Origin of the sequence: Xanthomonas sp. WHRI 10207, assembly GCF_040202975.1 — a bacterium.
Classification (GTDB): domain Bacteria; phylum Pseudomonadota; class Gammaproteobacteria; order Xanthomonadales; family Xanthomonadaceae; genus Xanthomonas.
The window spans coordinates 1-17,795 of the sequence record NZ_JBEGDX010000006.1 but is presented as its reverse complement, the minus strand read 5'-3'; the positions used below and the strand labels follow the sequence as shown (position 1 = coordinate 17,795).

17 protein-coding genes and 1 pseudogene are annotated in these 17,795 nt (G+C 62.7%); 2 read left to right on the top strand and 16 right to left on the bottom strand.

Annotated features, from left to right (window positions below; all coding sequences use genetic code 11):
- Window positions 1-79 precede the first annotated feature (79 nt).
- Window positions 80-463: a nuclear transport factor 2 family protein gene (locus ABQU90_RS17870; protein WP_323523121.1), complete on the bottom strand. Its 384-nt coding sequence runs from the start codon at window positions 461-463 to the stop codon at window positions 80-82.
- Window positions 463-1,467 (bottom strand): NADP-dependent oxidoreductase, encoded by a 1,005-nt coding sequence (locus ABQU90_RS17865; RefSeq protein WP_349780888.1) that lies wholly within the window; start codon window positions 1,465-1,467, stop codon window positions 463-465. Before ABQU90_RS17865 ends, ABQU90_RS17870 begins: the two co-directional genes overlap by 1 nt.
- Before the next feature lie 95 nt (window positions 1,468-1,562).
- Between ABQU90_RS17865 and ABQU90_RS17860 the strand changes: the two genes are divergently transcribed.
- Window positions 1,563-2,126, top strand: coding sequence for a TetR/AcrR family transcriptional regulator (locus ABQU90_RS17860; protein WP_323523119.1), 564 nt, complete (start codon window positions 1,563-1,565; stop codon window positions 2,124-2,126).
- A 73-nt stretch (window positions 2,127-2,199) separates the two neighbouring features.
- Here the strand turns inward: ABQU90_RS17860 and ABQU90_RS17855 are convergent, their stop codons facing one another.
- The 14 genes from ABQU90_RS17855 to tssB all read right to left on the bottom strand — a co-directional run bounded on the left by ABQU90_RS17855 (window position 2,200) and on the right by tssB (window position 16,647).
- Window positions 2,200-2,934, bottom strand: a complete 735-nt coding sequence (locus ABQU90_RS17855) for a hypothetical protein (protein ID WP_323523118.1) — start codon at window positions 2,932-2,934, stop codon at window positions 2,200-2,202.
- Between the two features lie 60 nt (window positions 2,935-2,994).
- Complete coding sequence (locus tag ABQU90_RS17850) at window positions 2,995-3,654, bottom strand: CPBP family intramembrane glutamic endopeptidase (protein WP_323523117.1); 660 nt, start codon at window positions 3,652-3,654, stop codon at window positions 2,995-2,997.
- Window positions 3,655-3,705: 51 nt separating this feature from the next.
- Window positions 3,706-4,089, bottom strand: coding sequence for a DUF4124 domain-containing protein (locus ABQU90_RS17845; RefSeq protein ID WP_323523116.1), 384 nt, complete (start codon window positions 4,087-4,089; stop codon window positions 3,706-3,708).
- Between the two features lie 455 nt (window positions 4,090-4,544).
- Entirely contained in the window at window positions 4,545-5,438 is an 894-nt protein-coding gene (locus ABQU90_RS17840; RefSeq protein WP_323523115.1) for a hypothetical protein, read from the bottom strand.
- A gap of 313 nt (window positions 5,439-5,751) precedes the next feature.
- The gene (locus tag ABQU90_RS17835) at window positions 5,752-6,108 is read right to left on the bottom strand and encodes a hypothetical protein (RefSeq protein WP_153066603.1); all 357 of its coding nucleotides are present in this window, start codon (window positions 6,106-6,108) and stop codon (window positions 5,752-5,754) included.
- Between the two features lie 195 nt (window positions 6,109-6,303).
- Window positions 6,304-6,954 carry a hypothetical protein gene (locus ABQU90_RS17830; protein WP_153066604.1) on the bottom strand — a complete coding sequence of 217 codons (651 nt, stop codon included), beginning with the start codon at window positions 6,952-6,954 and terminating at the stop codon, window positions 6,304-6,306.
- A gap of 31 nt (window positions 6,955-6,985) precedes the next feature.
- Complete coding sequence (tssH, locus tag ABQU90_RS17825) at window positions 6,986-9,724, bottom strand: type VI secretion system ATPase TssH (protein ID WP_323523114.1); 2,739 nt, start codon at window positions 9,722-9,724, stop codon at window positions 6,986-6,988.
- A gap of 67 nt (window positions 9,725-9,791) precedes the next feature.
- Window positions 9,792-10,832: a type VI secretion system baseplate subunit TssG gene (gene tssG / locus ABQU90_RS17820; protein ID WP_323523113.1), complete on the bottom strand. Its 1,041-nt coding sequence runs from the start codon at window positions 10,830-10,832 to the stop codon at window positions 9,792-9,794.
- Window positions 10,796-12,679, bottom strand: a complete 1,884-nt coding sequence (gene tssF, locus ABQU90_RS17815) for a type VI secretion system baseplate subunit TssF (protein WP_323523112.1) — start codon at window positions 12,677-12,679, stop codon at window positions 10,796-10,798. The genes tssG and tssF overlap by 37 nt, the downstream gene beginning before the upstream one ends.
- A gap of 4 nt (window positions 12,680-12,683) precedes the next feature.
- Window positions 12,684-13,187, bottom strand: coding sequence for a type VI secretion system baseplate subunit TssE (gene tssE / locus ABQU90_RS17810; RefSeq protein WP_115514269.1), 504 nt, complete (start codon window positions 13,185-13,187; stop codon window positions 12,684-12,686).
- A gap of 5 nt (window positions 13,188-13,192) precedes the next feature.
- A complete protein-coding gene (locus ABQU90_RS17805; RefSeq protein WP_055846862.1) occupies window positions 13,193-13,987 on the bottom strand; it encodes a type VI secretion system accessory protein TagJ in 795 nt (264 codons plus the stop codon).
- Between the two features lie 65 nt (window positions 13,988-14,052).
- Window positions 14,053-14,556 carry an Hcp family type VI secretion system effector gene (locus ABQU90_RS17800; protein ID WP_055846859.1) on the bottom strand — a complete coding sequence of 168 codons (504 nt, stop codon included), beginning with the start codon at window positions 14,554-14,556 and terminating at the stop codon, window positions 14,053-14,055.
- A gap of 83 nt (window positions 14,557-14,639) precedes the next feature.
- Window positions 14,640-16,133, bottom strand: coding sequence for a type VI secretion system contractile sheath large subunit (gene tssC / locus ABQU90_RS17795; protein WP_323523111.1), 1,494 nt, complete (start codon window positions 16,131-16,133; stop codon window positions 14,640-14,642).
- A 4-nt stretch (window positions 16,134-16,137) separates the two neighbouring features.
- The gene (tssB, locus tag ABQU90_RS17790) at window positions 16,138-16,647 is read right to left on the bottom strand and encodes a type VI secretion system contractile sheath small subunit (protein WP_323523110.1); all 510 of its coding nucleotides are present in this window, start codon (window positions 16,645-16,647) and stop codon (window positions 16,138-16,140) included.
- 289 nt (window positions 16,648-16,936) lie between these two features.
- Here tssB and tagK point away from each other — a divergent pair.
- Window positions 16,937-17,595, top strand: a pseudogene (tagK, locus tag ABQU90_RS17785) (transcriptional regulator TagK).
- The last annotated feature ends 200 nt before the right edge of the window (window positions 17,596-17,795 follow it).

Sequence of the window (17,795 nt, the reverse complement as noted above, 5' to 3'; positions counted from 1 at the left end):
CTGCGCACCGGCTACACATGCATGGCGGTGAGCGCGGCAGTTTTGTTGGTGGCTCGTCGGGGGGTCATGAAAGATTGGCTTATGCCACTGCGACCGGATAAACCGCCTCATCGATCCATAGAAACCGTCCATCGGCATCGCGTTCGGCGAACACGTAGACATCCAGCGCGAGCGCTGGGCCATTGCGCATCGCGAGGGCAATCGTGTGCCGCTGCGCATAGCGATTGCCGCAGCAAAACTCGTCGCGCACAACGAACGTGGCGTGCTGCAAATCCTCGCGCAGCTGCACGATGCGTTCGCTTACGGCAGTGCGGTCTTCCCGGAGACCGTTAGTGCATTGCCGAAAGTCGGGGCTGAAGTGCCGGTCCATGGCCTCTTCCACGCTCAGCTGGCGATTGTTGAGCAAGTCCTCCACCGCGGCCTTGAGAACATTCGCACGCACGATGGTCTGGCGATCGTCCATCACTCGACGGTCATCACGATCTTGCCCTGGATGTGGCCTTGCGCTGCGCGTTCGTGTGCCTGCTGCGCCTGCGACAGATCGAAGCTGCTGTCGATGGCCACGCGCACGATGCCGTCTTGCAGAAGCGGCGCCAATGCAGCGAGTTGTGCGCCGCTGGATCTGACCTGGGTGGTGGAGACGCTCACACCCAAGGCGTCGGCGGCTTGCCCGCCGTCGAATCCGAGCGGAAAGATCGGAAACAGCGCTCCACCACGTTTGAGCGTGCGGAGGAATCGCGCCGTCGCAGGGCCGCCCACGGCATCCACGACCAGATCTGCGTCGCTGATGGCATCTTCTGGCGTTACCCGGGTGTAGTCGATGAACACATCCGCGCCCAACTCACGCACGAATGCTTCGTGTCTGCCGGAGGCGATCGCAACCACGTGTGCACCCTTCCATTTCGCCAACTGCACTGCAAAGTGACCGACGCCGCCGGCGGCACCGTTGACCACCACGGTCCTGCCATGCAGCTCCACCGGCAGATGCGGCATCGGTTGCAGCGGATTGGCTGCGTTGTGCCCTTGTTCGACCATGAACTGCCAGGCCGTCAACAGCGACATGGGTGCACCCGCAGCGTGGGCATGATCGATCCCGGTGGGTTTGACGGCGACCTCGTCTGCCGGCGCGGTCACATACTGCGCATACGCCCGGCTGCCTCCGGCCAATCCGCTCGGAAAGCGCACCATCGCATAGACCTCCTCGCCCACCGATAGCGCGTCGACGTCGTCGGCAACCGCTTCGATCACGCCTGACACGTCCGTGCCCAGTATCAACGGAAAATCCACCGCCGGGCGCCACTGCGCTGGCAGCGCCTTGTAGCCCTCACGCAGGTACCAGTCCGGTGGATTCAAGCCGACGGCGCGTACCCGGATCAGCACTTCCCCCGGTTGTAGCGCAGGCATCGGCGCGTCTTCGTAGCGGAGCACGTCGGGCCCGCCGAATGCGGTTTGACGGACTGCCTTCATCGTCTTCATCGTTTCTGCAGCGGATTGCATGCGATATCCTGAGCGGAACAGTGATCCGAATATACGGAGCACTGCTCCGTATGTAAAGGATGAGCATGAGAGCCGACGCACAGAAGAACTACGCGCGCTTGTTGGACGTGGCACGGGAAGCCCTCGCAGAAGCGGGCGCGGAGGCATCGCTGCGGGACATCGCCCGCCGTGCCGGGGTCGGGCTGGGCACCTTGTACCGGCACTTCCCCACGCGCGAGGCGTTGCTGGAGGCGCTATTGCGCAGCAGCTTCGAAGACCTGGCAACCAAGGCCGATGGCTTGCAGCACGCAGACGCATCGGACCGGGCATTGGTGCTGTGGCTGCAGGACGTCATCGACTTCACGCACCGCCAGCGCGGCGTCCTTGCGCCGATGATGTCGGCCATCGAAGACGAATCGTCGGCACTGCACAGCTCCTGCGTCAGGCTCCGCTCCGCCGGCGCGGCACTGCTGGCGCGCGCCCAGGCAGATGGCAAAGCGCGTGCCGACATCGACGGAGACGAACTGTTCGACCTCATCGCCGCGTTGGCCTGGCTTCGCGAACAACCCTCGCATACCGATCGGTCCAGCCGCCTGTTCGAGATCGTCGCCGGGGCGATTCTCATTGGTGCCCCTGCAGCAATGCAGTAGGTAAGCTGGGCACAACGGCGGGACGGAATCTGCCGGCGCTGACCTGCGCGCAGCAACACAGCCCATCTCACGCTCAGCGCTTGGCCGCCTCGCATAGCTTGCGATTGAACCAGGTGGACTTGGCGATCGGCAGGTAGGCGTCCCAATCGCTGGGCGGCAACATCGTGCTGTTCTGATCCAGCTCCGCTTGGAACGAATCCTCGTCGTGGCTGCGGCCAGCCATGGTGCCGTCCAGTGCCGCCAGGCACTCCTTCGGACGATTCAGGCGCAGCAGGGTGAGTGCGCGGTCGTTGGCGAAACGGTCGCGATCGAGCCAGGTGAGAAACTCGCCGCACTCGCCTGCGAATGCCTGCATGCCGGCGAGCGCTTCGGCATAGCGCTTGCCGCGATAGTCCCGCAGGTACGCCTCACGTCGTCGACTGCTGGCAGCGGACGTGCAACCGGCCGGCAACTGCAGATAGTCGCCTTCAAAATGGGCACGCATGCCGCAGTAGTCGCGGCAGCTGTCCTGGGTCAGTGCGGCGATGGTGAAGCCGCCCGCCACAGGTTCGAACGATAGCTTGCAGGGCGCATCGACAACATCGCTCACTTCCGCCTTGTCACCGTGCAGCGTGCCCGATAGCGTGCAGCTGTGGCCGTTGGCGCCCATGGTGAGAATTTCGAACTGGCGCGCCCCACCCTTGTCGCTGACCTCTAGGCTGCCCCAGCCTTGCTTGGTGCTGTATTCGCCCGGCGTCGGACCGGCCGCCACCGCACCGAAAGTCATCAGCCACGCCAGTATCCCGCTCCATCCATATCGCCCTGCCATCGCCGCGTCCTGTGTTCGACCAGAGCGCAAGTGTGCGACATCGCGGCGACGCCAGGCTACTCAGGTGTAGATCATCAACCCCAGCAGATCCAGTGCGCCATGCGCCAGGATCGCTGGCCACAGCCGCCCGCGTCGGGCCACCCACCAACCCAGGATCAACCCGATTACCAAAATGCTGATGGCGCCGATCGGGCCCTGGTAGAGGTGATACGACGTGCGGATCGCCACGCTCACATTCACCGCGAACGCACGGCCATGGCGCGACTCCAGGGCGCGGATGACGTAAGCGCATACGAACACTTCCTCGAAGATCGGATTGATCAGCGAGATCGCCAGCACAGCCGTGATCGACAGCTGTCCGGCGGCCATCGCGTCGAATGGATTCGTGTTGCTCCCCAAGCTCCAGTTCAACAGCGTCAGCGGATAGGTGACCAACAGGCACACCGCCAGTAAGCCGAGCCCCGCCGCCAAGTCGCGCAGCTGCCACTGCAGCCCCAGTGACTGCGACCTCCATCCGCGGAACCACAGCATTGGCAGCAAGATCATCAGAATGAGCAGTTCGTAGAACACCATGCCCCACAGGCTCGCGTCGGAAAAGACCGGCTCGATGGCGTCGCGCGCTACTGCCGAAACACTGGACCAGATCGACAGCCCGAACGCGATCGTCACCACGAGCAACAACTCGCCCCATCTGGAGGAGGCCCCCTCACGTCCTTGCATCGATCCTCCCTGGATTGCCTTAATTGCCCACGCCCGAGTTAGAGAGACCGTTTAACGACAGGCCTGTACGACCGCCCGCTCGACGGCCTGCATGAAATCGGAATCGCGACGCATCGTGGCATCGACGCGTGCGCTATCGCGCACATGGGTGGCGCGCGTACACGCCTCCGGGCTGGGCTGGCGCTCGTAACTGATCAGGCGTAAACCCAAGTTCGGCTCCTGGCCATAGCCAGACGCCATTTGCGGGCCAGCCTGCGCGGCCGCGGCCATCGGGGCGGGCGCGGCTTGCTTGGTCCAACGCTTCTGCTCGGCGCCGTTGGCGCACGGCGTGGACTGGTACACGGTCCCCAGCTTTGTATCGCTGCACTTGTAGGCAGACTGCGCCGCCGCCGGCAACGCCAGCAGATAGATCATCACCACAAGACTGCTTTTCATTTGCCCCTCCCCGGAACGGCATAGCTTACCGATAGCAGGGAATGAGGCTTCATTCCTCGGAGCCGTACATGTTGGCTCTTCGATCGCCAGGATGGGTAAGGCGTGCCTGGCAGCTTTACCGACCGGCCTGGATCGTCGCAACACTTGTGCGTTACCAATGGCAGCGCGAAGCGGAAGCAGAGTGCTTGCCGACCAATGTCGCATGCACCCTCCATTTTTCGCCGCAAACAGCTTCACCAGGCGATAAAAGCGCACACAGCCTGGATTTATGGCGGCCGCGCAGGCGGAGCGGCTGTCGGCCAGCTCTTTGAAGGCGTTGGACCCGCTCATCGTCCCCGCACATCACCGTTGTCGACTGGTAAGTGGCCCTGTCTGGTTACCCGTCGGAGCCTTCTAGCGGGGCTTTTCAATGGAGTCAGAGTGTGACCCCCCTGTTCCAACCGTCGGGGCGGGCATTACGTGAAATACCGCGTGAGTGTCGACGCACGGTAGCCGAGCCGGCCATCGGCGCGCCACTGCGCGGTCACCACCATTCCGTAGACGCGCGATACCGACTGTTTGTGCGTGCTGGCCGGGGACAGCCCGTAGTAGCTCTTGCTCGCGCCCATGTAGTTCGGATGGGCATTGACGAATTGCATTCCCATCGCTGCCACGATCCTCTGTCCCGCTGCGTGCCCGTTTCGGTTCATGCTGTAGAGATGGTTGGCGATCCAGCCTTCCTCCATCTGGCTGTAGCCTGGCGGCACGAAGAGTGAAAAGTTCAACCCCGCTCCTGGACCCTTCGCCTCCACTATTAGGAAATTCGACACGCCACCGCCCTGAGGGTACTCCCAGATCTGATCGATACCCGTGCCCGAGTGCAGGTGGTAGCCCCAGAGCATGTTGCCGGCAGGATGGCGCTCCAGAACACAGATCGCTGCGGCGGCCTCGCCGACGCATTCGGTGATGCGCGTGTTGGCCAGCAGTGCGCGCATGTCCTGCGCGATCGCATCGAAGTGCTGGCAAGCCTGCGCGTCGGCTCCCAGGCCCGCGACCTCCTGCTCCAGACCTTGCCAGATCGCACCGGACTGGATGTCCAGCCAAGCGAACGGCAGGAAAATCTCGTTGTTGGCCCTGACGCCCCAACCGATGGTGTTGTTCAGATCGTCTTGGTAGACGACGTCGCGATGCATGCCGCGCGGCGGCCAAGACGTTAGCGGGGGCGCCGCATTGGCCCGCCCGTTAGCCGCGTTGATGCGGATGACCTTCGGTCGCTTGGGCTTCTTGGGCGAGATAAACGAATACCGGTCGTACCTGCCGGTCACGGCCGCATAGTCCACCTTTGCTTTGTTGCGCAGCACTCTTCCCATCACCATTCTCCTTAACGTGGTCCCTGACCGCCTATGCAGCCTTGGATGTAGCGTGGCCTGCAGGTGTGGCCACGAGCTCACAGCCCTCGACTGTGGTACTTATCGGCGACAACGAAGGTGCCCAGAGGAGGCTCGATGTAGCCTCGACCAATAGTGCCTTGCAGAAATTCGCAGCTACCTCGATCAACAACGTGCGCTTGGCATACCGCGCTTCCAGATACAGATCGAAACGATGCTGGTCCACTGCGTAACGACTCGGCCGCGAGGACGGCCGAGCGCTTCGTTCAAGTGATGTTGGTAAATCATCCGGAAACTACTTTTTTGCCCACGTCGCATTTGCAGGCAGTTTGATATCCTTCAGCCTCGCGGCTTGCTGCAGAGATTTTTGTGATGCTTCAGCTGCTTCTCGCTTTGCCAGCTCGTCTCGGAGATCACGTAATATTCCAGACTCATAAGATACTCTAATTACGTGCCCTTGGTCCGCCCCCATGCTTTTCAGAAACCCGCGAGATTTAACGGAACTATTGACAGAAGCAATTAATTGCTGGAGGCGTAAAGAATTAACAATAGAAAGACTACCTTGGCTTATTAAATTATCCGCTTCATCTACATCGCACTTTAGACTTTGAACCTTCTTATTTGCTTCAAACTCTTCATTACTCATTGACATGACTCACTCCAATTTTCTATGCAACAAATTTACTTTATATTTATCAAAATAAATAACAACGCCATTTCATCTTCTGGAGCGAACCAATATCTTTTGAGGGCAAGAAATGGTTCACTTTGAATTCTAAATTGAACTTAACCATTTCTTGTAGACTCCGTTCTTGCGCACAACAGCTGCTTTTTATTCAACAGCTCGTCATTTTTTAACAAGCCATGGCAATTTGTGCTGCACGCCCAATACGGTTTTGATCCCTTTTACTGCAGCTCCCAGACCCCTATTGCCTTCGACTCGATCAGTTCGCTGATATTCTTTCGCGTTGCTTTCATATGTAGTACTTCGACTCATGGCCATCAAGGAATTCAAGATAATCGAATCATCATCGTGCTTATGCTTCTTGGTTTCCGAACTCGGCCAAGGAAAGTGCCAACCCACCTGTGTCCCATCTGGCAAAGCATCATTCAGAAATGGTGAACATGAGCCACACGGCTGACGCTCTGTATACACGCAAATGATCCGTGTTCCGGCTCCCATTACTGCATTCGCCGTTTGTCTAGGAATTTGAGTTCCCTGACCGATAGCCCAGTTTGGCAAAGCGATGGAGCGCAGACCCGGCTGTCCATTGAGCATCATCCAGACCTCTTTCTCGGAATGATACTGATTACTCGGCGCGGTTGTAGCCATGATAGGTCCATGCGCAACCTGCCACCAGAAAGTCGCATAGTTCACGCCACTGAAGTCTGCGTTATTGCCTCGCAATGCGCGGCAAGCTAAAGACCATGGACTAGTAAGGTAAGCCGTCATAAGGTCGAGGTGGCCTGTGCCGAGCCAGACAGAGACAAACGCCATGTGGTTCTCCTTGTCGCTTTCCAAACTTCTTTTATTCAAATTTATATTTGAATCCGTCACTGCTAGAATGCAAATCGATAAGCTGAACGAATGATCCAGAAATCATCCGATTCAAAAATTCTCGGCTAATCTCGGGCAACATAGAATTAGTCAAAATTGCATCGATCATCCGCCCACCCGACTCACTCTCGGTGCACCGACTCACCACCAGCTCCACCACCGAGTCGTCGTACTCAAACGGAATCTTGTAGCGCTCTTCAATGCGCCTCTTGATGCGATTCAACTGCAGCCGCACGATCTGCCCGAGCATGTCGTTGCTCAGCGGGTAGTATGGAATTGCCACCAGCCGCCCGAGCAATGCCGGCGGAAACACTTTCAATAATGGCTCGCGGATGGCCTTGGCCATGCCCTCCGGATCCGGCATCAACTCCGGGTCTTTGCACAGGCTGGCGATGAGGTCGGTGCCGGCGTTGCTGGTGAGGATGATCAAGGTGTTGCGGAAGTCGATGCGGCGGCCTTCGCCGTCTTCCATCCAGCCTTTGTCGAAGACCTGGAAGAACAGTTCGTGCACGTCGGGGTGGGCCTTCTCCACTTCGTCGAGTAGCACCACCGAATACGGTTTGCGGCGCACCGCTTCGGTGAGCACGCCGCCTTCGCCATAACCGACGTAGCCGGGCGGTGCGCCCTTGAGCGAGGAGACGGTGTGCGCCTCCTGGTATTCGCTCATATTGATGGTGATCAGATTTTGTTCGCCGCCGTACAAGGTTTCGGCAAGGGCGAGTGCGGTTTCGGTCTTGCCGACGCCGGAGGTGCCGGCGAGCAGGAACACGCCGATCGGTTTGTCCGGGTTGTCCAGGCCGGCGCGGCTGGTCTGGATGCGCTTGGCGATCATCTCCATGGCGTGGTCCTGGCCGATCACGCGCTTGGCCAGCAGTTCGGGCAAGCGCAGTACGGTGTCGATCTCGTTGCGCGCCATGCGCCCGACCGGGATGCCGGTCCAGTCGGCGACGACGGCAGCGACGGCTTGATAATCGACGGTGGGCAGGATCAGTGGCGATTCGCCTTGCAGTGCGGCCAGTTCGGCCTGCACCAGTTGCAGGCGTGCTAGCAGCGTGTCGCGATCCACTTGCACCGGTGCGTCGAGCACGGCGGTATCGCCGGAGGCGTCCTGTTCTGCCTCGGCTTCCAACGCACTGCCGGTGCCTTCGACCGGGGCGTTGCCGCTGCGTAGTTGTGCGCGTAGCGACAACAGTTCATCGACCAATGTTTTCTCGGACACCCAGCGCTGTTCCAGGTCATGCAAACGGCTACGCTCGCCATCGAGCAAACCCGCACAAGCGGCCGCGCGCTCGTCGACCACGATGCCAATCGCACGCTCGCGTTCGATGATGGCGTGTTCGGTATCCAGCGATTCGATGCGGCGGCGGCTGTCGTCCACTTCCGCCGGGGTGGCATGCAGGCTCACTGCAACGCGCGCGCACGCGGTATCGAGCAGGCTCACCGATTTATCCGGCAACTGGCGCGCGGGGATGTAGCGGTGGCTGAGTTTGACGGCGGCTTCCAGCGCTTCGTCGAGGATCTGCACGATGTGGTGCTGCTCCATCATCGAGGCGACGCCGCGCATCATGCGCACCGCCTTGGCTTCGTCCGGCTCGTCCACCTGCACGGCCTGGAAACGGCGGCTCAGCGCGGGGTCTTTTTCGATGTACTTCTTGTACTCGGCGAATGTGGTTGCGCCCACAGTGCGCAACGTGCCGCGCGCCAGTGCCGGCTTGAGCAGGTTGGCGGCATCGCCGGTGCCAGCCGCGCCACCGGCGCCGACCAGGGTGTGGGTTTCATCCACGAACAGGATGATCGGCTTGGGGCTGGCCTGCACTTCGTCGATGACGGCGCGCAGGCGCTGCTCGAACTCGCCCTTCATGCTGGCGCCGGCCTGCAGCAGGCCCACGTCCAGCGTGCGGAGCTGCACATCTTTCAATGCGGGCGGCACGTCGCCGCGTGCGATGCGCTGCGCGAAGCCTTCCACCACAGCGGTCTTGCCCACGCCAGCCTCGCCGACCAGGATCGGGTTGTTCTGGCGACGACGCATCAGGATGTCCACCACCTGGCGAATCTCGTCGTCGCGGCCGATGATCGGGTCGAGCTTGCCCTCGCGTGCTTGCGCGGTGAGATCGGTGGTGAATTTCTTCAGCGCTTCCTGCTTGCCGAGTGCGGCAGGCGCGATGGCGCCACTGGCTTCGCCCGGTGCGGCAGTCTGGCCGAGCGAAAAGCCATCGCTGGGCAGCAAGCCCTCTTCCGGCGAGCCGGCCACGATTTGTGCAAAGTGCTCGTTGAGCACAGCGGGCTTGAGCTTGTCGAATTCCTTGGAGATCGCCAGCAGCGCGTTGCGTAGACCGCGCACGCTCAAGATGCCGACGACCAGGTAACCGGTGCGCACCTGCGCCTCGCCGAAGCTGAGCGAGGCATACACCCAACCGCGCTCCACCGCTTCTTCGACATTGGCCGATAGATCGGTGACGGCGGTGGAGCCGCGCGGAAGGCCGTCCAGCGCGGCGGTGACATCGCGCGCCAGCGTGGAAGGATTGAGTTGAAAGTGCTTGATGATGCGGTGCAGGTCCGAGTCCTGCAGCTGCAGCAGCTGATGCAGCCAGTGCACCAGTTCCACATACGGGTTACCGCGCAGCTTGCAAAAAACGGTGGCACTTTCGATGCCGCGATAGGCGAGTGGATTGAGCTTGCCGAACAGGGCACTGCGGGAGATCTCGGCCATGATGCGTCCTTCGAAGTCGGTACGTTGCGTGTGAGCGTGTGTGTGAGCGGCAGTGGTAGCGGTGCGGTCAGCCGGAGGGGCGCAGCAGCACCTCGTCGGCGTCGGCAACACTCCAGGCGCGCCGGCCGAGCCAGGTGTCCAGGCCCAAGCGGCTATTGCGTGCCAGGTGCGGGGTGGGGACGTCGTCGGCCTTGAGCAGCAACTGCAGCTCCCAGCCGAATTCGTCGCCCAGATAGCTGCGTACCGCCGCGGTGAGCTGGCGTAGCGCGTGGCCACCGGGCAGGAAGCGTTGAAACGCGATGCGCGGCAGCGGCCCCAGCCGAATTCGCACACGCTGTTGCGCACCACGCACCTGCGCACCGACCACGCTGTCCACACCGAGCCGCGCATTGCGTGGGCCAAGGCCCAGTTGCAACTGCGCATCGGCGGGGAGCCGCATCCATTCGGCAATGAATTCCTGCACCTGCACCGGCCAGTCGAACAGCTGCTGCAGCACGGCGCGCAATCCTTCTGGTGTGCGCGTGGCCGCACCAAACCGGCCGGCGTGATAGCGGCGTGCATCGTCGGGCAATGCATCGCGCTCGCGCAGGTGCGGGCTGGCGATACCGACCAGCGCATCCAGCCACGCACGGAACTGATCGCTGGCCGGCCGCTCGGCCTGCACGGTGGGCTGCGCCTGCGCCCAGGCGCGATAGAACAGGCTGAGCATGCGGTGATGGAACACATCGGCAAACGCGGCGAAGGTGCCATCCTTGGCTTGCAGCGCACGCTCGATGGCGTATTCGGTCAGGTGGAGCGGCAGCGGTGCGTTAGGGCCGAACAGGCCGAGAAACAGCCCGTACAGCGCCGCGGGTTGCGCGTCGTGCGCCGGTGTGTAGCGGTCCAGGGCGTGCGGCGCGAATGCCAGCGATGGTGTGTGCCGCAGGCGCACCACGTCGTCCACCGCACGGGCGGATTCGCCCAGGCGCGGCTGCAGCGGATGGCAGCGCTCGATCGCGCGCAGCGCCGCAAACGGGGTGAAGTCCTGGGGCCGGGTCTGCAGCGCCTGTTCCAGCGCGGCAGCACCGGCGCTTACAGGCGCGGTCGGGAGCCGGGCTGGGCGGGCCATCGGGCCACCTCGTTGCGTTCGGTGGTGCGCAGTACGGTTTCGGTAAAGGAATTCACCGAGACATAGCGCGCAAAGAAGTGCCGCAGCACCGAGGTCAGCAGAAACGCGCCGGTGCCTTCGAAGGCGGCGTCTTCGCAAGTGAGCGTGATCTCCAAACCACGGCCGAACGTGATCGGGCCCGGCACCGGAATGCGTCGCACGATCGGCGTGCCGGTGACCTGCTTGACCCCTTCGATCTGCCGCTGTGCCGAGGCATCGAACGGGTCGCAATACAGGGTGAGGATCTCGCGCAGCGCCGCCGCACCGTTAGGGCCATCTTCGAACAGCGACAGATAATTGAGCTGCAATTGACTGAGCAGTCGCCACGCGGTTTGCCCGTCGGACACCGCCGGGCGCGGCTTGGTCGGCCCGGCCACGCAGCGCACGCTCTGTACCGGCACACCACTGTCCATACTGAAGTCGGTGGTGCCCTTGCCCACCGGCATGTGCAACGGCAGGTCGCGGTTGCTGCACCATAGCTGCAGCCCGAGCTGACGCAAGTTGCTGGCGTGCGCCTGATCGTTGGCGTCGACCAGGCTGACGAACACCTCGCTACCCACATAACTGGAGCGCGCGCCATCGCGGCGTTGCCGCGCCGACAGCAGGCGTGGCTCGCGGCGCATGGTGTAGAACGCGCCATGCCGCGCATGCCAGGTGTGTGCGTCGCCACCATAGAACGCGGTGAAGCGTTGTTCCGGTTCCTGGCGGTCGCCGAAGCCTTCCACCTCGCCCAGATGATGGATCTCGAAATCCATCGGCCGGGTGCGATCGGCCAGCACGTGATATTCGTGCTGGCCGGGCTGCAGATGGATGCGGTCGGCGCGGCGTTCGAACAGATTGATCGCCGGCGTACAGAACAGCTTGAAGTGTTCGGCACTCACTGCGGCCGCCAGGCTGGGCACGCTGCGTTCCAGCAAGATCACCACCTCGAAACTGGTGCCGTGCAGGCGACGCAATGCAGTGCGCAAACCGGTGAGTTCTGCGAACAGGAAGCGCTCCGGGCAGGCGAAGTATTCCTGCAGCAACCGGTAGCCACTGAACGAGCGACCGTCATACGGGATCAAGCTGTCTTCGTCGGCGTACCCGCGCATCTGCAACGCATCGGCGCCTTGCAGCGTCTGCACGGTGGCGCCCTGCGCATCGCTGCCACGTACCAGAACGGCGCTGGTGTCGGCATGCAGTTGTTCGTACAGCCGCTTGGGCAGGCCATCGGCGCCGGCCAGGAACAGCGGCAACCGATCCAATGCCAGGCCTTGGGTCTGCGCACCGCCCACCAGCTCGAAGCGCACGCGGATGCCGGCGCGCACGCTGCGCCCGGCGGGCAATGCGATCCCGGCCGCCGCCAGCGCAGCCGGCGATTCCAGATACTTGGCCTCGGCCAACTGCAGCGGCCACAGCGTCACCGCATGCGCGGTGCGAAATTCGCAGGCGGTGCGCTCACCGGCACCGATCAGGCTGCGCAGCGCGCTATGCCGCGGCACGTCGACACCGGCGCTCAAGCCGCTGTCTTTCAGATCCGGCTGCAACTGCACCACCGCCATCGAGGGCAGTGGCGCCAGATAATGCGGGTAGACCATTTCCAGCAAGTGCTGGGTAAAGACCGGGTACTGCGCATCCAGCTTGAGCTGCACACGCGCGGCCAGAAACGCGAACCCTTCGAGCAGGCGCTCCACATACGGGTCAGCACATTCGAACGCATCCAGCCCCAGCCGCCCGGCGATCTTGGGGTACTCGCGCGCAAACTCGGCGCCCATGTCGCGCACGTGCTGCAATTCGCGGGTGTAGTACGGGAGCAGGCGCGGATCCATGGGATTAGCCGTGGCCCTCCATCACTTCGAGCCGGCCGGTTTCCAGATCCAGCGCGGTCTTCAGATACAGGTTCAACGGCAGCGGCTGGGCCCACATTTCCGATTGGATGGTGAACAGCAGCGAGCGCTTGTCCATGCGTGCAGCGTCGGCGTGCACACTCACGCGCAAGGTATCGGCGATCAGGCGTGGTTCGAAGGCCAGGATGGCGTCGCGAATGCGCTGCTGCAGCGCAGCCGCATCGATGCCGGCCACGGCTGCGCCGGCCAGATCGGGGATGCCGAAGTTGAGCACCGAGCGACGGATCTGCGGATGCGCGTCCAGCGGCCGGCTGGTTTCCAGATTCACTGCATTCAACAGCCACGACAGATCGCGGATCACGCATTCGCGCAGGCGCGTTGCCGAAATCACGCGTTGGTCGCGGCTCTCTTCGCGTTGGCTGGGGGCGGCATCGGTGAGCCGGTCCAGCAGCGAGGGCTGCAAGCGTTCGGTGGTGGTGAGCTCGGCCATGACGATCAGGACGCGTCGAACTGCAGCTCGCGCACCTCGAGCAGCGCAACCTCGCGCGACTCGGTGCTGAGCATGCGTTGGCCCAGGCCGATTTCGCCCTGCGCACCTTCGGTCCATTCGGTGCGACGCGCCAGTTGCAGCTCGCCCGCATCCAGGTGTTCGCTGCCGGGATAGCGCACCGGCATGTATGCAAACGCCTGTCCACCATTGCGCCACAGCACGCTCACCGGCGCCCATACGGTGTCGCGTAAATCGCTGGGCGCTTCGAAGCGTAGCTGCTGCACTTGATGCAGCGGTGCCCACGCATAGCCGGTGTCCAGGATCAGTTCGATGCATGGGCCGAAGCGTGCATCCGCATCGGCCAGCCACTCGAACCGCACGCCATCCAGCGTGCCGCCGATGGCCGGTGCCTGCGCAAACGCCTGCTCGCGCAATGCGGCCGCCTGCGCTGCATTGCCGCGTAGCGATAACTGCAAGGCCTGCAGGTGCAGCGCCATCCATGCATCGGGTGCGCCGATCACGGTAGGCAGGCAGTCGCCGGCAAATACCGCAGCGCGCGTCTGTTCTGCCTGCAACACGCGCTGGTAGGTGTGCACCATCGGCGCACTGCCGCCATCCAGCTCCAGGCAGGCGCGCAGCTGGTCGGCCGCGCGCGACCACTGGCCCAGGACGGCCAGCAGCTGAAACAAAAACACGCGCTGCGCGGCATCGGCCGGTTGCCGACGCACCTGCTGCACCAATTGCTGCAACGCCTGCGCCGGCTCGCCACGGGCGAGCAGGGTCTGTGCGGTGGCATCCATCGCGCGTGTCCTTATCGAAGAAGGTGGCGGTGCCGGTTATGGCACCGCCGTTGGTGTTGCCGGCATTACGCCTTGGCGACAGCCTGGATGTCGTAGGTGAATTCCTTCGCGCCGCCCTGCGCCGTGCCCTTGTCGTCCTGCGGCTGGAAGCCGTACTTGAACTTGCCGAAGTGCAGCGTCACGTTTTCAGTCAGACGGTCTTCGCCGCCGGAACCGCCGGTGGACAGCGAGGTGATCAGCACGCCTTCGCTCAACTCGATCGTGAGAAAGTCGCTCTGCTCGCCGGTGGCGTTGGTGACGTACAACCAGGCGTTTTCCACGCGGGCGCCGGTGCACACCGCATCGAGCAATGCGTTGGAACAACCGTCGACGTACTTGGTGATGGAAATGTCCTGGATATGCGCCTTGCCGCCGCTGGCCGAACCGCCACCGGTATGCAGGTCGCCGGAATTGCTCGCGCCCCACGACCACGCCAGGATCGGAATCTCGCCCTTGTGCTTCTTGTGATTGGACGCGCCTTCGATCTTGACCTTGCCGCTGCCGAACTTGATATGCATGTCGAACGCCATGGAACTGCTCCTTCGCTAAGTGGGAAACACAGGTGGCGCGACGTGCAGAGCGCACGTCGTCGCCGTGACGCAAAGACGCTGGATCAGGCCTTGGCGGCCGAGGGCAAGCGCGAGACCAGACGCAACGAGACGGTCAGGCCTTCCAGCTGGTAATGCGGCTTGAGGAAGAACTTGGAGCTGTAATAGCCCGGTGCGCCCTCCACTTCTTCCACCACCACTTCGGCGGCGGCCAAGGGCTTGCGCGCCTTGGTTTCTTCGCTGGAATTGGACGGGTCGCCATCGATGTACTGGGTCACCCAGCGCGTCAGCCAGCTCTGCATCTGCTCGCGATCGGAGAACGACCCGATCTTGTCGCGCACGATGCACTTGAGGTAATGCGCAAAGCGGCAGCAGGCAAACATGTACGGCAGGCGCGCGCCCAATGCGGCGTTGGCGGTGGCATCCGGGTCGTCGTATTCGTCGGGCTTGTTCAAGGACTGCGCGCTGATGAAGGCGGCCATATCCGAGTTCTTGCGATGCACCAGCGGCATCAGGCCCATCTTGTCCAGCTCGGCCGAACGGCGGTCGGTGATCGCCACTTCGGTGGGGCACTTCATGTCCACGCCGCCGTCGTCGGTGGGGAAGGTGTGCGTCGGCAGCCCTTCCACCGCGCCGCCGGATTCGATGCCACGAATCCGCGAGCACCAGCCGTACTGTTTGAACGAGCGGTTGATGTTGACCGCCATCGCATACGCCGCGTTTTGCCAGGTGTATTTATTGGAATCGGCGCCGGCAGTCTCTTCTTCGAAATCGAATTCGTCCACCGGGCTGGTGGCCGCGCCATACGGTAGACGCGACAGCGTGCGCGGCATCGCCAGACCGATGTACTTGGAATCTTCCGACTCGCGCAGCGAGCGCCATGCGGCGTAATCGGGCGTGGAAAAGATCTTGGCCAGATCGCGCGGATTGGACAGCTCGTTCCAGTTGTCCATGCCCATCAACTTGGGCGCGGCCGCGGCAATGAATGGCGCGTGCGCAGCCGCAGCAACCTGTGCAATACCGTTGAGCAGTTCCACATCCGGCGGACTCTGGTCGAAGTAGTAATCGCCGACCAGGCAGCCATACGGCTCGCCGCCGAGCTGGCCGTATTCCTGCTCGTAGACCTTCTTGAAAATGGGGCTCTGATCCCATGCGGTGCCCTTGTAGCGCTTGAGCACCTTGCCCAGTTCTTTCTTGCTGATGTTCAGCACGCGGATCTTGAGCTGCTGATCGGTCTCGGTGTTGTTGACCAGGTAATGCAGGCCGCGCCAGGCACCTTCGAGCTGCTGCAGATCGGCGTGATGCAAGATCTGGTTGAGCTGTTCGGTGAGCGTGCGGTCGATCTCGGCGATATAGGCCTTGATGGTTTGCGAGACGTCTTCACTGACCACATCGCTGCGGTTGAGCACCTGCTCGGCGAGCGTGCGTACCGCCGCTTCCACTTCTTCCTTGGCGCGTTCGCTCTTGGGGCGGAACTCGCGATTGAGCAGCGCGGCAAAATCGCCCTGCTCACTGGTTTCGGTACTGCTGCTGGCCAGTGCGGCTTCGGTGGCGGACATGGCGTCAGGCTCCTTCCGGCTCGGAGGCAGGCTTGGCCGCCGACACCAGCGACTGCAGCAACGCCGGGTCGCGGATGGCATTTGCAATCAGCTGCTCGGCGCCGGCCTTGCCATCCATATAGGTGTCCAGGTTGGCCAACTGCGTGCGTGCTTCGAGCAACTTGGCCAGCGGCGCGACCTTGCGCGCGATGGCGGCCGGGGAAAAGTCGTCCATGCTTTCGAAGGTGATATCCACCGACAGTTCGCCTTCGCCGGTGAGCGTGTTGGGTACCTTGAACTGCGCACGCGGGCGCATCGACTGCAGGCGGCTGTCGAAGTTGTCGACGTCGATCTCCAATGCCTTGCGCTCGTCCAGCGAAGGCAGTTCGCCGGCGTTGGCACCGGACAGGTCCGACATCACCCCCATCACGAACGGAATCTGCACTTTCTTCTGCGCGCCGTAGACCTCTACGTCGTATTCGATCTGCACGCGTGGCGCCCGATTGCGGGCGATGAACTTCTGACTGCTGGCCATGCCTGATCTCCGATTGAGCTTGCCCGTTGCGCCAACGTGCGGGGCACGTGCGCTGCCTTGTGGCCTGGATATCGCCGGCCCGGCCGATCGCCTGGAGCCTGCGTGCGACGCCGGTGCTGCGAGCTTCCCCGCAACTGCCGCACCACGCGGACCAAAGCGACAGGCCGTGCGATGACGCTCTTCAGCGTTGCGGCGAGTCTAGGAATGGCCCTGCGCGCTCACCCGACAAATCGTCTCAATCGTGCCGATGCGTGATGCGCGGCCGACTTCGTGAAAGAGGCGTGATGGGTTGGCGATGCTTTTTTCGGTTGATCAAAGGACAGGCCCCGGGGAGTGGGCCGCAGGCAGTACCGCATGAGCATCAGCTACTACAGCGCCATCGCGCCGCAAGCGTCCTCGACCATCGAGGCGCATGCGCCGCTGATGATCGATCTGCTGGCCTATATCGAGCAGCACATCAGTGAGGCCGAGCTCGGCACCGAGTCGTTGCAACAGGCGTTCGCGCTGTCGCGGGCGTCGTTGTATCGGCTGTTCCAGTCGCGTGGCGGCGTCGCCAGTTATATCCGCGAGCAGCGTCTATGCACCGCGCACCGCTATCTGCAGGCGTATCCGGAGTGCAGCCTCACCTGGTTGCTCTACGAAATGGGGTTTGCCTCGGAGCGGCAGTTCCAGCGCGCCTTCCAGCAGCGCTTCGGCATGCCACCGATGCAGTGGCGCCGCCAATGCCGCGCCACGCCACACGCACCGGCACCGCGCCGTGGTCACTACATGCCGATGTGGCGCTTCATGCGCGAGCTAGGCCAGGACGCCCAGCAGCACACGCACGCTGCGCCACGCAGTGCTGCGCCGCTCACCCATAACGCACCGCTGATGCACGCCGAAGCACTGCGCCGGCTCGCCCGACCGTCGCCACGCTTTGTGGCGCAGCTGGAGCCGATGAAAGGCTAATACGTAGGAGCGCACCTGGGCGCGACGGGCTTCACCTGGACGCCCCATCGCGCCCGGGGGCGCTCCTGCAAGAGCGTGCATGCATCAGACTGCACGTCCATTCATCGTGTTCTTGTCTGCCTCGTACACACCGCAAACTATAAACACTGCGTAGGAGCGCACCTGGGCGCGACTGGCTTCACCGGGAATGCCAGTCGCGC

Coding starts and splice junctions, on each gene's coding strand:
- ABQU90_RS17870 (WP_323523121.1), bottom strand. CDS start 463: ATGGACGATCGCCAGACCATCGTGCGTGCGAATGTTCTCAAGGCCGCG.
- ABQU90_RS17865 (WP_349780888.1), bottom strand. CDS start 1,467: ATGAAGGCAGTCCGTCAAACCGCATTCGGCGGGCCCGACGTGCTCCGC.
- ABQU90_RS17860 (WP_323523119.1), top strand. CDS start 1,563: ATGAGAGCCGACGCACAGAAGAACTACGCGCGCTTGTTGGACGTGGCA.
- ABQU90_RS17855 (WP_323523118.1), bottom strand. CDS start 2,934: ATGGCAGGGCGATATGGATGGAGCGGGATACTGGCGTGGCTGATGACT.
- ABQU90_RS17850 (WP_323523117.1), bottom strand. CDS start 3,654: ATGCAAGGACGTGAGGGGGCCTCCTCCAGATGGGGCGAGTTGTTGCTC.
- ABQU90_RS17845 (WP_323523116.1), bottom strand. CDS start 4,089: ATGAAAAGCAGTCTTGTGGTGATGATCTATCTGCTGGCGTTGCCGGCG.
- ABQU90_RS17840 (WP_323523115.1), bottom strand. CDS start 5,438: ATGGGAAGAGTGCTGCGCAACAAAGCAAAGGTGGACTATGCGGCCGTG.
- ABQU90_RS17835 (WP_153066603.1), bottom strand. CDS start 6,108: ATGTCAATGAGTAATGAAGAGTTTGAAGCAAATAAGAAGGTTCAAAGT.
- ABQU90_RS17830 (WP_153066604.1), bottom strand. CDS start 6,954: ATGGCGTTTGTCTCTGTCTGGCTCGGCACAGGCCACCTCGACCTTATG.
- tssH (WP_323523114.1), bottom strand. CDS start 9,724: ATGGCCGAGATCTCCCGCAGTGCCCTGTTCGGCAAGCTCAATCCACTC.
- tssG (WP_323523113.1), bottom strand. CDS start 10,832: ATGGCCCGCCCAGCCCGGCTCCCGACCGCGCCTGTAAGCGCCGGTGCT.
- tssF (WP_323523112.1), bottom strand. CDS start 12,679: ATGGATCCGCGCCTGCTCCCGTACTACACCCGCGAATTGCAGCACGTG.
- tssE (WP_115514269.1), bottom strand. CDS start 13,187: ATGGCCGAGCTCACCACCACCGAACGCTTGCAGCCCTCGCTGCTGGAC.
- ABQU90_RS17805 (WP_055846862.1), bottom strand. CDS start 13,987: ATGGATGCCACCGCACAGACCCTGCTCGCCCGTGGCGAGCCGGCGCAG.
- ABQU90_RS17800 (WP_055846859.1), bottom strand. CDS start 14,556: ATGGCGTTCGACATGCATATCAAGTTCGGCAGCGGCAAGGTCAAGATC.
- tssC (WP_323523111.1), bottom strand. CDS start 16,133: ATGTCCGCCACCGAAGCCGCACTGGCCAGCAGCAGTACCGAAACCAGT.
- tssB (WP_323523110.1), bottom strand. CDS start 16,647: ATGGCCAGCAGTCAGAAGTTCATCGCCCGCAATCGGGCGCCACGCGTG.